Genomic DNA, 13,667 nt, shown 5'->3' with positions numbered 1-13,667 from the left:
CCGGCCCCGGCGAGCGTCGGGGCCCCTCCGCTCAGGAGAACACCCGACCCGGCAGGCCCCGGAGCAGGCCGGCGTGCCGCTCCAGCACCCAGGCCTCGGCGCCCTCGCGCGTCGTGGTCGTGACGCGGTAGCGGTGGCCGCTGCGCCGCAGGCGCTTCAGCTCGCTCAGCGTCGCGGCGATGCTCTCGCGCTCGGCGGCCAGCTGGGCGGCGGTCCGGGCGGGCTCGCCCTTGCGGCGGCGGGTCTGGGCGAAGCTCTCGGCGATGGCCTCGACGCTCAGCGGCTCTCCCGCCGAGACGACCAGCCGGGCGATCACCCGGCGGGCCTCGGGCGCGTAGAGGCTCTCGGGCAGCTCCATCGCCAGCAGCCCGTGCTCGATCAGCGCCGACTCGAGCGCGCGCAGGCCGATGGCGGCGATCCTGCCCTTGCCGCCGCCGGTCCACACCGCCCAGGCCACCGCGCGCGTGATCGGCCCCGGGCGCATCGCGGCGACCTGCGTCTCGTAGAGCGCCTGCAGACGTCCGCGGATCGGGCCGCGCAGCGCCAGCAGCTCGGCCACCGTCATTCGCGGCCAGTCGGGCTGCTCGATGGGCCGGGCCAGCTCGGGCGAGAGTTCGACGATCGGCCGCTCGCCGCGCTCGGTCCGGGGGCCCTGCGTGTCGCCGAACACCGGGTTGGCGGGGTCGAGCGCGAAATGCTGCTGCAGGAACCGCTGCGCGTTGCGCTGGCCGAGGATGAAGTCGTGCTGCCGGAAGCGCAGGTCGAGAAAGCCCGAGAACCCGCCCAGCGCTCCGCAGGCCAGCAGGCTCGAGCTCGACAGCGGCTCGGCCCCGTCCCTCGCCGGGCGGCTGGGGGCGATCATGAAGCGGGACTTGATCTCGGTCTCGGCGGCGGCGGCGAGCTCGGCGGGCTTGAAGCGGGCCTGCGAGATCATCGCGCCGAACAGCTTGCCCAGGCTGCCGGGCAGGCCGGCGGCGGCAAGGTCCTCGGGGTTGTCGGGCGACACGGCGCCAAAGACCCCGCCCTCGGGGAAGGCGTCGATCATGATCACCGCGCGGTCGGCCTCGGCGGCGCCGCGCGGATTGGGGGCCAGCCAGTCGGCGCCGCTCGCGCGCTCGCCGCCGGGCGCTTCGGGGCGCAATGTGAAGCGGGCGAACTCGAACGGTTCGTTGTTGCTGACCCCGCCGTCCACGGCGAGATAGGTGGCGTCGCCGTCGCGACGCGCCTCGGCCCGGCCCCAGTCGGGCCCGGGCAGGTCGGCGCGGGGCAGGTCCAGCGGCCAGGCGCCGCCCGCGGCGAGGGGGGCGCCGTCGACCTCGAAGGGCTGATGCTCGCCCATCGTGGCATGGATGAAGCGCGGGGGCAGGCCGACGGGAAAGGCGCCCGAGGCCATCGCCGTCTCGCGCAGGTGGGTCCAGGCGGTGGCCGCGCGCGTGCGGCTGCGGGCGCGCAGGTCCACCGCGCCGCCGCGCTCGGGCGCCTGCAGACGCAGCCCGCGGTCGTGATAGGCCTCGAGCCACGGCGAGCCGATCGGCCGCCCCCCAAGCCCGTGCACGGCGAAGTGTCGGGCCATGGCGTGGCGCGACATCAGGTGGGCCGAATTGCGGTCGAAGCGGACCTTGTAGACCACGCCCTGCACGTTGGTGGTGGTGATGAACAGGTCCAGCGGCTCGGCCACGAACGGATAGGGCGCGCCGCGGTTCCAGCGCACGTCGGCCAGCGCCCGGTTGGCGGCGCGGTCGATGGCCACCCCGTTCAGCAGCGAGGGCGCGGGCAGCCGGGCGGCGCGGGCGGCGCTCAGGTCGGCCACGTCCAGCAGGCCCTCGCGGGTCGTCTCGTCCTCGGGCAGGGGCGGGGTCGCGGGGCGCGCCGCCGCGGCCTCGCGCGCGCGGTCGAGCGGATCGACGGTCAGGCTCAGCTCGGTCACCCAGATGTCGTGCAGGCGCCTGAGGGCGAAGCTGTAGTCGCGCGGGCTCGCCGCCCCCGGGCCCGCCTCGGGGTCGAGCCGATACGTCCCCGCGTGCAGCTCCGAGGGCGAGCCGTCGAGCAGCGAGGCCACCGCGAGGCTCGCCGAGGTGCCGCCCCCCGAGGTGCCGCTGATCACCTTCAGCACCACCGGCCGCTCGGGGTTGGCCGTCGCATGGGCGTCGAGCGCGCGGATCAGGAAATCCGTCACGCCCGCGAGGTAGGCCCCCGCCGAGACGGAGCCCGCCAGGGTCAGCCCCAGCAGGAAGGGTTTGCCCTCGGGGGGTCGGGAAGACGCGTCGCTCATCTGAAATCGCCTCTCGGACATCCGCGCGGCGCGCGGCGGGCGAGCATCGCGCAGGGCGGGAACGAATTCAAACAATGCCTGACGTTGGGGCGCCGCCTCGCCGCCGATCCCGGGAGACGCCCGCCCCGGGCGCCCCGCCGACCCCGCGCCGCGCGCGGACCGCCGGGCCCGGGCGCGGCCTCCGTCGCGGCGCTCCCGCCCCCGCCGGGGGCGCCCGGCCCTGCCGGGGGCGCGGCCGCCCCCGCCCCGGACCGGGCCCCCTCACTTCCAGGGCGTGACGAGGTATTTTTCCCCCGTCTTCATCGCGCGATAATCGGTCACGGCGTCCTTGGTCAGCATCTCTTCGAGATCGACCCGTTTCTTGTAGGTGCTGGCGAAGGTCGTCGTCAGGCTCTCGAGCACGCGCTTGCGCATCCGAGCGACGGTCTCCGCGCCGGCCGACTGAAGGAACGGGAACAGGAGCCAGCCCGACAGGGTCCAGCCGAAGCCGTAGCTGGGCGTCAGGATCGTCGCCCCCGTATCCAGGCGGCCGTAGATGAACATCCGCTTCTTCTGGTTCGAGCCGTAGCGCGAATACTCGGTCATCTTGCCGACCGCGACCTGCTCCATGGCCTTGAACACGCTGTCGACCGACTTCCCCCCGCCGATCGGATCGAACCCGTAGAAGGCCTCGGTCTCGTCGATCGCGGTCCGGAGCCGGTCCATGAAACCGTCCTCAGAAGTATTGACGACATGGGTAGACCCAAGCTGCGCGAGCAGGTCGACCTGCTCCTGCTTCCGCACCAGATTGACCAGCCCGAGGCCGTCTTCCTCGCAGATGCGGGTCAGCATCTGACCGAGGTTCGAGGCCCCGACCGTGTGCAGGATGGCGTCCTGCCCGTCCATCTTCGCGTTCTCCACGAAGCCGAGCGCGGTCATCGGGTTGACGAAGCCGCTCGCGCCGTCCTCGGCCGTATAGTCGCCCAGCGGCAGGCACATGCCGGCGTCGGCGACGCAGTACTGGCTGTAGGCGTTGCCCGGCACGCAGGCGACGCGCTGCCCCATCAGCGCCCTGGCCTTGTCGCCCTCGCCCGTGGCCACGACCGTGCCCGCGCCTTCGTTGCCGGCGGGAAGCTTCAGCCCATGACGCGCCTTGGAGCCGGAATTGAACGGCTCGGGCATGGTGGCGACGTATTTGCCGGGCGAGTATTCGGCGGTCTCGAGATCGGCCGCGCCGGCAAGGATGGCGAGGTCCGAGGGGTTGATCGGGGCCGCCTCCATCTTCACCAGCACCTGGTTGCCGGTCGGATCGGGAAAGGTCACGTCCTCGATCGCGACGGTGAGCGTGCCGTTGCTTTCAAGCGTGGTGAAAAGCTGCTTGCCGGTGGTGCCCATGCCGATATCTCCGGGGTTCGGGGTCAGGATGCAGATGGCTTCGGATCGAAGGTCCGGCGCCTCGAACCTGCGGCGCCATCGAACACGAGACGCGCGCGCGCGGCAATCCCGCCGCCGATGCCTCCTCGCGAAGGTGACGCGCCGCGCCCGGCCGGACTGGCGGCCTGGCCCCGCAAAGCGGTCCGCACGCCGGGGTCGATCCACAGCAGAACGCCCCGCCCGGCGGGACCGGGCGGGGCGTCGAAGGGTCGGGCGGGGGCGGCGCTCAGGCCGCCCGGAGGGACCTCACGGACCCTCGAACATCTTGCCGCCGAGCGTGTTCTTCATCGCCGACTGGCGGTCGTTGGAGGACTGGAAGTCCTTCACCTCGGCCCGCGCGATGACGTTGTGGTGCACCTCGTCGGGGCCGTCGGCCAAACGCAGGGTGCGCTGCTTGGTGTACATCTCCGAGAGCGGCGACCACTGCGAGACGCCGGTCGCGCCATGCACCTGCATCGCCTGGTCGATGATCTGGCAGCACTTCTCGGGCACCATCGCCTTGACCATCGAGACCCAGACCCGGGCCTCCTTGTTGCCCAGCACATCCATCGCCTTGGCGGCCTTGAGGACCATCAGGCGCATCGCCTCGATCTCGATCCGGGCGCGGGAGATGGTCTCCATGTTCTTGCCGAGATCGATGATCCGCTTGCCGAAGGCCTGACGGTTGATCCCGCGCGAGATCATCAGGTCCAGCGCCTTCTCGGCCGAGCCGATCGAGCGCATGCAGTGATGGATCCGGCCCGGGCCCAGGCGGACCTGGGAGATCTCGAAGCCCTTGCCCACGCCCCAGAGGATGTTCTCCTTGGGCACGCGCACGTTCTCGAGCTTGATGTGCATGTGGCCGTGGGGCGCGTCGTCATGGCCGAAGACGCACATCGGGCCCAGCACGTTCACGCCGGGCGTGTCCATCGGCACCAGGATCTGGGACTGCTGGCGGAAGGGCTCGGCCTCGGGGTCGGTCAGGACCATGCAGATCATGATCTTGCACTGCGGATCGCCGGCGCCGGAGATGTAGTACTTCTCGCCGTTGATCACCCACTCGTCGCCCTCGAGCTTGGCGGTGGTGTGGATGTTGCGCGCATCCGAGGACGCCACGTCCGGCTCGGTCATCCCGAAGCAGGAGCGGATCTCGCCGTTCAGAAGCGGCTTGAGCCACTTCTCTTTCTGCTCGGGCGTGCCGACGCGCTCCAGCACTTCCATGTTGCCGGTGTCGGGGGCCGAGCAGTTCAGCGACTTCGAGGCCAGCGGGTTCTTGCCCAGCTCGACCGCGATGTAGGTGTAGTCGAGGTTCGACAGACCCTCGCCGGTCTCGGAGTTGGGCAGGAAGAAGTTCCACAGGCCGTCTTTCTTGGCCTTGTTCTTCAGCTCTTCCATGATCTCGAGCTGGCGGGGGTGCCAGCTCCAGCGGTCGGACTTCTTCGCGTCCAGGCTCTGGAATTCCTCGAGCACGGGATCGCAGTTGTCGCGCACGTGCCGGATCACCTTGTCCAGCAGCGGGCGGACCTTCTCGGACATGGTCAGGTCGTTCATGTCCTGGTGGGGCAGGGAATGTTTCACGGATCTCCTCCCAGAGACGGCGCGTCGGGGGCGCCTTCGAAGTGTTGGGACCGCGCCGCGGGGCGGGTCCTGGACGGGCCCTGCCGAGGGGCCCCGGGGGACGTCGGGTGCGACGCTAGGGGGCGTCGCCCCCTCCGTCAAGTTGCCTGTCGGCCGGTCGGCAAGCCGCCGCAGGGCCGGGTCGCGGGACGCCTCCGGGCTGCGCAGGCGGCCCGGTCTCGCGCGGGCTCAGCGGCCCGCCTCCGCGTCGGCCTCCTCGGCCACGCGGCGGCCGGCGGCGGCCATCACCCGGCCGCGTTCGCACATCGCGATCGGGTCCACGCCGGCCGAGCTGACGTTGCCCTGCGCGGCGCGGGCCGCCACGCCCATGGCGATGGCGGCAAGGCGGAACATCGAAAAGGCCATGTAGATCGGCCAGTCCTCGATCCGCTCGCGCCCCGAGCGCAGGCGATAGCGCTCGACGAGCTCCGCCTCGGTGGGCATGCCGTCGGCCTGCGGGTCGACCCGGTCGGGCGAGCCCTCGGGCATCCGCCAGGGCCGCAGCAGGTAGGCCAGATCCGACAGCGGGTGCCCGATGGTGCACAGCTCCCAGTCGAGGATCGCCAGCAGCTTCGGCTCGGTGGGATGCAGGATCACGTTGCCGGGGCGGTAGTCGCCATGCACGACGGTGGATTCGTCGCGCGCGCCCGGGGCATGGGTCTCCAGCCAGGTCCGCAGCCAGTCGAGGTCGGAATAGTCGAGATCGGCGGGCAGCACGTCCTTGGCCCCCTCGACCTGACCGGCCCAGCGGGCGGTCTGGCGCACCACATAGCCGTCGGGCTTGCCGAACCCCTCGAGGTCCTTGCGCCAGTCGACCGCGTGCAGGTCGGCCAGCGCGTCGACCAGCGCGAAGGCGGCCTCGCGCCGGTGCTCGGGCTTCATCGGGGCCAGCGCGGCCGAGGGGATCACCCGGCCCTCGACATGCTCCATCACATAGAACTCGGCCCCGATCACGGCCGGGTCGTCGCAGTAGGCGATCATCTTCGGGGCGGGGACGGGCGTGCCCTCCATCGCCGCCATGGCGCGGTATTCGCGATCGACGGCGTGGGCCTTGGGCAGCAGCTTGCCCGGCGGCTTCTTGCGCAGCACCCAGCGCGTGCCCTGCGCGCCGGTCAGCAGGAACGTCGGGTTCGACATGCCGCCCTGGAACTGGGCGACCTCGAGACCCTGCGCCGCCTCGGGCAGATGCGGCGCCAGCCAGGCGGCCAGCGCATCGGCGTCAAAGCGATGCACCTCGCTCGGCGCCTGGGTGCGGGGCGTGTCGCCGTCTCCCTGCGGGGAGCCGGAGGCCCTGGGGGCTTGCGTCACGGACATGCGCGCCCTCACACCGCGGGGAAGGCGGGGGGGCGACGCTCGACGAAGCTCTTGACGCCCTCGCCGAAGTCGGGGGCCTCGAAGCTGCGCTTCATCTCGGCGTCGGCGATGGCCAGCGATTCCCCGAAGCTCTGGAAATACGAGGCCCGCACCTGCCGCTTCATCACCGCGACGGAGCGGGGCGAGACCTCCCTGGCCATGCTCTGCGCCACGCCCGCGACCAGCGCGTCCAGGCTCTCGCCCGGGACCGCGCGGTTGACCAGGCCCATGCCCTGCGCCTCGGCGCCGGTGAACTTGCGGGCCGAGAACAGCAGGTCGAGCGCGTTGGCCTCGCCCACCAGGCGCGGCAGCAGCCAGGCGATGCCATGCTCGGCCACCAGGCCGCGGGCGGCGAAGGCGGTGGTGAACTTGGCCTCCTCGGCCGCGTAGCGCAGGTCGCAGTAGAGCGCGAGGATCAGGCCGATGCCCGCGCAGGGGCCGTTGATCTTGGCGATCACCGGCTTGGGGCAGCTGTAGAGGTAGCCGAAGCGTCCGGCATAGACGTCGCCCAGCGCCGGCCCCGGCGCGGACGAGAAGCGCGGATCGCCCTGGGGGGCGGTCGCGTCGGGCTTGTTCTCGGAGGTCCCCTTCGAGGACACCGCGTTCTCCAGCACCCCCATGTCGGCGCCCGCGCAGAAGCCGCGCCCGGCGCCGGTGATCACGATCGCCCGGCAGGCGGGATCGACGCCGGCCTGCTGCACGGCGGTCTGCAGCTCGTTGGCCAGCGTGGGGGTGTAGGCGTTCAGCCGGTCGGGTCGGTTGAGGGTGATGGTGGTCACGTCCTCGGCGGTCGAGACCAGGATCTCCTGGAAGCTCATCGGAGCGTCTCCTGCAGGCGGCGTCGGCGCCCCGCGCCGGGCAGGGCGCGGGGACGGGAGGGGGTCATTCGGCGGGAACCGGCGCGCCGGCGGCCGGGGCCGCGGCGCGCAGGGCGGTGGGGCGCAGGCTGATCACGCCCGAGGCGACCAGCGCCTGATAGGCGGCCTCGTCGACGCCGAGGGCGCCGGTCAGCACCGCGTGGGTGTCCGCGCCCAGCAGCGGGGCGGGCGCGCGGGGCGGCTTGCGCCGGCCCTCCTCGAGGATCGGCAGCGAGAACTGGCGCTGCAGGCCGACATGGGGCCGCTCGATGTCCAGATGCGCGCCGACGGCGGCGAAATGGGCGTCCTCGAGCGTCTCCTCGGGGGTCTGCACCGGGGCGGCGATGACGCCCGCGGCCTGCAGCGCCTCGGCGGTCTGATGGATGTCGCGCGGGGCGGTCCATTCGGAGAGCGCGGCGTCGATCTCGTCCTCCCGCGCGCGGCGGGCTTCAAGATCGAGATCGGCCAGATCCGGCCGCCCGATGGTCCGCGCGAGGCTCGCCCAGGCGGCCTCGTCGCGGGCCGCGACATGGATCCAGCGATCCTCGCCAAGGCCGGGATAAAGGCCGTGGGGGACCATGTCGACATGGCGGTTGCGCAGGCGGGTCGGCTCGCGCCCGGTGACGCCGCGGGCCAGCAGGGCGGGGGCGGCGAAGGGCACCAGGCACTCCACCTGGCTCAGGTTCAGCCACTGGCCCTTGCCGCCGCGTCGCCGGTGCACCAGCGCGGCCAGCGCCGCCGCCGCGCCATAAAGTCCGCCCACCGGGTCGCCATAGGCGATGTGGCCCATCGTCGGAGGCCAGGCGGGATCGCCCCGGAACGAGGGCAGCCCCGAGGCCTGCTCGAGCGTCGAGCCATAGGCCCGCGTGTCGGACCAGGCGTTCCCCGTGCCGAAGGCCGAGGCCGAGATCATCACCAGGTCGTCGCGCCCTTTCGAGAGCGCCTCCCACCCCATGCCCAGCCGCTCCATCACCGTGGCGGCGTGGTTCTCGACCGTCAGCTGGCTGGCGTCGACCAGCGCCTTGGCCAGACGCTTGCCCTCGGAGGTGGTCAGATCGAGGCTGACGCTCTTCTTGCCGCGGTTCAGGGCGGTGAAGCGGCGCGATTCCTCGTACTGGCCGCGGGCGATCGACTCGGCGTCCCACAGCGTGCCGCGCCACCAGTCGGGATAGCGCCCGGCCTCGATCTTGATCACCTCGGCCCCGAGATCGGCCAGGATCCGCGTCACCAGCGGCCCGGCCCACCCCATCGAGAAATCGGCGACCCGCAGCCCGGTCAGCGGCTCGCCCGGCGCGGCCTCGGCGGCGGCGGAGGTGTCCAGCGGGCTCGCCCCGCCGCCGGTGTCGACCACGCGGATCGGCGAGCGCGGGGCGGTCAGGCGGCGGCCGTCGGCCTCGATCTCGCCCATCAGGCCGCGGGGGCCGAAGATCGGGTGGTCGAGCAGCATCTCCGCATCCGGCACCACGGCCATCGGCACGCGCATCTTGCGGCCCAGCGCGGCCCATTCCTCGGCCGGGCGGGTCCGGAGGCGGGCGTCGATCACCGGCTCGATCTCGTCCACCCGCTCGCCGCGGAGCTGGATGGTGGCCAGCCCGGGGTCGGTCGCCCACTCCGGCAGCTCCAGCATCTCGCAGAAGCCGGCCCATTGCGCGGGCGTCAGCACGGTGATGCCCAGCCACTTGCCGTCCGCGCAGCGGTGGGACGAAACGGGGCAGGTCGGGAAGAAGCGGTTCACGCCCCGCCGCTCGCACTTGCGGTCGTAGATGACCGCGTCGGCCATCGCGAGCTCCGAGAGGCAGAGGTTGGCCTCGAGGATGCCCACCTCGAACGCCCGGTGACGGCCGCCGGCGTAAAGCGCGGCGAGCCCCGCGTGAAGGGCGTGGACGCCCCCGATCATGGCCGCCTGCAGGTCGCCCAGCTGCTGGGGGGCCTCGTCCGTGGGGCCGACGACATGGACCATGCCGATCAGCGCCTGCACCACCGCGTCCGAGCCCGCCCAGTCCGAGCGCGGGCCCCCGCCCGCGAACCAGCGCAGGTCGACGGTGGCGGCGCGGGGCTGCGCGGCGGGGGCGGGGCGGGGGGCCTCCTCGCCCAGGATCAGCAGGTCGGCCTCGGCAATGGCGGCCGCGAGGTCGCCGGTCAGCGGCGTCTTGCCGTGATCGAGCCAGGCGTGCAGCAGCCCCTGCGTCGCGGGATCGTCGGGAACCTCGCGGCGCAGGCGCAGGGGATCGCCGCCCTGCGGCTCGACGCGCAGCACCTCGACGCCCAGGTCGGCGAGCATCCGCCCGCACCAGGCGCCGCCCACGCCGCCGCCGATCTCGACGGCGCGCAGCCCCGAAAGCGGGCCGCTCATCGGACGGGTCCCCGGTCGGAGAGCGCGGGGCCGGAGAGCGCGGGGCCAGGGAACGCGGAGACGGTCAGTCGATCGAGCGCGCCCTGAAGGCGCGCCTGCGGTGCGGGCCGCGGCATGGGGATCCTCCCAGATCTTTGTCTGCGTCCGCCCTCTCGCGCCGGGGTCCGGGCCGGGGGCGGTTTCCGCGCGAGCCTAAGCCTGACAGCTGTCAGGAATCAAGGCCGCCGATCAGCCTTCCTTGCGATCGGGCGGCGGGCGGCGGCCGGGGCGCTGCGGCCGCGCCCCTCCGGCGCCGCTCGGGTGCTGGACGCGAACCGCCCTGCGGGGCCGGCGCGACGCGCGACGGGTGACGGAAACCGGCCGCGGGGGCGCCGCGTGGGAGGCCGCGGCGGAGGCCCCGGGTCAGGCCCGGGGCGCGCCTGGCGCTTGCCGGGCCTCGTCGATTGCTGGCGGCTCGCCGGTCGAGGGGCGGGCTAGGCCTCGCCCTCTGCGGGGGCCCTGGCGCCCAGCCGGGAGGCGTCGGGGGAATCGGTCGACCCTGCGCCGGCCTCGCGGGCCAGACGCTCGACCATGGCCGCGACCGAGATGGCGACGGTGCGCAGCAGCAACTCGGGGTCGGCGCCCTTGCTCAGCCAGTCGCGCATCGGGCCGAACGCCGTCATGAACACGATCAGGTTGGCCATCAGCTCGGGGTGAGGATCGTCCTCGGGCACGCCGGCGAGGCGGCGCAGGTGCACCGCCAGCTCGCCCAGCATCCGCTTTTCGCGGGCGTGCATGGCGCGGCGGTCCTCGTCGCGCAGGTGCGGCACGGCGCGGTAGGACAGCATGATTCCCTGCCGGTTGGTCCCCCACAGCTGGCGCAGATAGTCGACCAGAACATCCTCGAGCGGCGCGCCGGGGCGGGCGTCCAGCATCTCGGGCAGGGTGGGCGCGTCGGTGCGGAACCACAGCTTGTTCAGCAGCCGGCGCAGGATGTCGTGCTTGTTGGCGACATAGTCGTAGAGGCTCGCCTGGTTGACGCCCGAGCGCGCGCAGATGTCCCGGATCGTGGTCGAGGCGAAGCCCTTCTCCAGGAACAGGTCCAGCGCCGCCTCGCAGATCTGGTCGCGCCGGATCTGCACCAGATCGGGATTCTGGATGCCCTCGATCACCGCCTCGGCAAGCTCGGCGGGCGGCTTGCCGCCGCTCCGGGCCCCGGATCTGGCCCCGGATCTGGCCCCGGATTTCGCTCCGAACTTGGATTGCTTCGCGGTCACGCGACCCCTCTCCGATGACCCGGCGGCCGACCGTATGGGCCGCCCCGGGGCGGCGCAAGCCGGGCGTCGGCGCCGCCACCCGCAGGCGCCGGCGGACTTCCCGACCGGCCGGCAGGCGGCTTGACGCTCCATGGCGCCCTCTGTAGCCTGACAAGCGTCAGCCTGTCGACCGTCAGGAATCGTTCCGGGGTAGGCGGCGGGCGTCAGACGCGAACCAGACGGGGGCCAACCCCGCGGATTGCGGGAGGAGAACGACATGGGCGTGGCGACACGCGTCCGCGCGCGGCTGGTCCGCGGCGCGGCGAACACCGGCGTCGGCGGACGCCAATCCGGCGCCGGCGTCGGCGGACGCCGTTTCGAGCAGCAACGGCGCCCCCGGGGCAGGTCGGCCCGATGAGCGCCGAGGCTGGACTGGCCGACGCCGCGGCGCGCCCTGCCGCCGCCACCGGCCCGCTGCTTTCGGTCGAGGATCTCGGCATCGCGTTTGGCCCGCGCCGCGGCTTCGGCGGCGTGCGGGTGACCGAGGGCGTCAGCTTCGACATCGCCCGCGGCGAGCGCGTCGGCCTCGTCGGCGAAAGCGGCTGCGGCAAGACCGTCACCGGCCTTGCGCTGATGCGCCTGCTGCCGCCCTCGGCGCGGATCGACGGCCGGGTGACGCTCGACGGCGAGAACCTGCTCAGCGCCTCGGCCTCGCGGATGCGCAAGCTGCGCGGCGCCAAGGTGGCGATGATCTTCCAGGAGCCGATGACCGCGCTCGACCCCGTCTTCACCATCGGCGAGCAGATCGGCGAGGCGCTGCGCATCCACAAGCCCGTCTCCAAGGCCGAGGAGCGCGAGCGGGTGATCGAGGCGCTGGCCGAGGTCGGCATCCCCGCCCCCGCGCGCCGCGCCAACGAGTTCCCCCACCAGCTCTCGGGCGGCATGCGCCAGCGGGCGATGATCGCCATGGCGCTGGTCTGCCGGCCCGAGCTGATCATCGCCGACGAGCCGACGACCGCGCTCGACGTCACCATCCAGGCCCAGATCATGGACCTGCTGGCGCGCCTCTCGGAAGACACCGGCACCGCGCTCCTGTTCATCACCCACGACCTCGGCGTGGTGGCCGAGACCTGCACCCGGATGATCACCATGTATGCGGGCCAGGTGGTCGAGGACGCGCCGGTGGACGAGGCGCTGATGCGCCCGCGCCACCCCTACACCTCGGGCCTGCTGCGCTCGCTCCCCCAGCTCAACCGGGGGCTCGACGCGGACGGGCGGCGCAACTTCGCCTTCATCCCCGGCCGCGTGCCCTCGCCGATGTCGATGCCCGAGGGCTGCCGCTTCCGCGACCGCTGCAGCTTTGCCGAAGCCGGCTGCGAGCGCCCCCAGGTCCTGACCGACGTCGCGCCCGGGCGCCGGGCGCGCTGCCGCCGCACCTCTGAACTGACCTTGCCGGGAGCCGTCGATTGACCGCCGCCCCTTCCCCCTCCGCCCTCTCCCCCTCCGCGCGGGCCGAACCGCCCGTGGTGCGGGTCGAGGACCTGCGCATCCTGTTCCCCTCGCTCGACGGCGTCGACACGGTGAAGGCCGTGGACGGGGTGAGCTTCGAGATCCGCCCCGCCGAGACCTTCGGCATCATCGGCGAGAGCGGCTCGGGCAAGTCGACCATCGGCCGGGCGCTGGTGGGGCTGCTCGACGCCACCGAAGGGGTGATCGAGCTCGACGGCCGCACGCTGGCCTCGGTCCCCCGGCGGGACCGGCGCAAGGTCCGCCAGGCCTATCAGATCGTGTTCCAGGACCCCCACGCGGCCCTCAACCCGCGCATGACCCTGATGGAGAGCCTGACCGAGCCGCTGCGCATCCGCGGCGGCGTCCCGGAGGACGAGATGCGCCGCAAGGTGCAGGAGAGCCTCGAGCGGGTGGGCCTGCGCGCCGAGATGCTGGCCCGCTATCCCCATGAGCTGTCGGGCGGCCAGAAGCAGCGGGCCAACATCGCCCGGCTGCTGCCGCTGAACCCGCGCCTGATCGTCTGCGACGAGGTGGTGGCCGCCCTCGACGTCTCGATCCGGGGCGAGGTGCTGAACCTGTTCGCCGATCTTCAACGCGACTTCGGCATCGCCTACGCCTTCATCGCCCATGACATCGCGGTGGTCGCCCAGGTCTCGGACCGGATCGCGGTCACCTACCTCGGCCGGTTCATGGAGGTCGGCCCCGCCGAGGCGGTGACCGAGCGCCCCCTGCACCCCTACACCACAGCGCTTCTGTCGGCCGAGCCGCGCCCGCTGCCCGCCCACCTGCGCGAGGCGCGCCGCATCGACCTGAAGGGCGAGATCCCCAGCCCCGTGGACCCGCCCTCGGGCTGCCGCTTCCGCACCCGCTGCCCCTGGGCGCAGGAGCGTTGCGCGGCCGAGGTCCCCGAGTGGCGCGAGCTGCGCCCCGACCATTTCGTCGCCTGCCACTTCGCCGGTCCCGAGGGGATCGAGTCGATGCCGGCGCAGGCGACCGGGCCGACGCCCGGCTGACGTCGCCGGGGGGAGAGCGGCCCCCCGACGCGTCCCCCCCGCAAGAGCGCCGCAAAAGGCGCCGCA

General features: G+C 72.9%; 9 protein-coding genes. 2 read left to right on the top strand and 7 right to left on the bottom strand.

What is annotated here, in order from left to right; translation table 11 throughout:
- Window positions 1-31: 31 nt before the first annotated feature.
- The 7 genes from AAC134_RS05080 to AAC134_RS05050 all read right to left on the bottom strand — a co-directional run bounded on the left by AAC134_RS05080 (window position 32) and on the right by AAC134_RS05050 (window position 11,100).
- Window positions 32-2,272, bottom strand: a complete 2,241-nt coding sequence (locus tag AAC134_RS05080) for a hypothetical protein (RefSeq protein WP_339947975.1) — start codon at window positions 2,270-2,272, stop codon at window positions 32-34.
- 261 nt (window positions 2,273-2,533) lie between these two features.
- A complete protein-coding gene (locus AAC134_RS05075; protein ID WP_339947974.1) occupies window positions 2,534-3,646 on the bottom strand; it encodes a zinc-binding dehydrogenase in 1,113 nt (370 codons plus the stop codon).
- Between the two features lie 285 nt (window positions 3,647-3,931).
- Entirely contained in the window at window positions 3,932-5,215 is a 1,284-nt protein-coding gene (locus AAC134_RS05070; RefSeq protein ID WP_339948016.1) for an acyl-CoA dehydrogenase family protein, read from the bottom strand.
- 255 nt (window positions 5,216-5,470) lie between these two features.
- Window positions 5,471-6,595 carry a phosphotransferase family protein gene (locus tag AAC134_RS05065; RefSeq protein ID WP_339947973.1) on the bottom strand — a complete coding sequence of 375 codons (1,125 nt, stop codon included), beginning with the start codon at window positions 6,593-6,595 and terminating at the stop codon, window positions 5,471-5,473.
- Between the two features lie 8 nt (window positions 6,596-6,603).
- Window positions 6,604-7,452 carry an enoyl-CoA hydratase gene (locus tag AAC134_RS05060; protein ID WP_339947972.1) on the bottom strand — a complete coding sequence of 283 codons (849 nt, stop codon included), beginning with the start codon at window positions 7,450-7,452 and terminating at the stop codon, window positions 6,604-6,606.
- 64 nt (window positions 7,453-7,516) lie between these two features.
- A complete protein-coding gene (locus tag AAC134_RS05055; RefSeq protein WP_339947971.1) occupies window positions 7,517-9,844 on the bottom strand; it encodes a CoA transferase in 2,328 nt (775 codons plus the stop codon).
- A 473-nt stretch (window positions 9,845-10,317) separates the two neighbouring features.
- Entirely contained in the window at window positions 10,318-11,100 is a 783-nt protein-coding gene (locus tag AAC134_RS05050; protein WP_339947970.1) for a TetR/AcrR family transcriptional regulator, read from the bottom strand.
- A 393-nt stretch (window positions 11,101-11,493) separates the two neighbouring features.
- On the opposite strand from AAC134_RS05050, the gene AAC134_RS05045 reads away from it, so the two are divergent.
- Both AAC134_RS05045 and AAC134_RS05040 read left to right on the top strand, forming a co-directional pair.
- On the top strand, window positions 11,494-12,549 hold the full coding sequence (locus AAC134_RS05045) for an ABC transporter ATP-binding protein (RefSeq protein WP_339947969.1): 1,056 nt from the start codon (window positions 11,494-11,496) through the stop codon (window positions 12,547-12,549).
- Window positions 12,546-13,601 (top strand): oligopeptide/dipeptide ABC transporter ATP-binding protein, encoded by a 1,056-nt coding sequence (locus AAC134_RS05040; protein ID WP_339947968.1) that lies wholly within the window; start codon window positions 12,546-12,548, stop codon window positions 13,599-13,601. The genes AAC134_RS05045 and AAC134_RS05040 overlap by 4 nt, the downstream gene beginning before the upstream one ends.
- Window positions 13,602-13,667 lie beyond the last annotated feature (66 nt).

This window comes from uncultured Albimonas sp. (assembly GCF_963977235.1).
GTDB lineage: Bacteria > Pseudomonadota > Alphaproteobacteria > Rhodobacterales > Rhodobacteraceae > Albimonas.
Note: the sequence above shows the minus strand (reverse complement) of the source record. Positions and strands in the feature narration are given on the sequence as shown.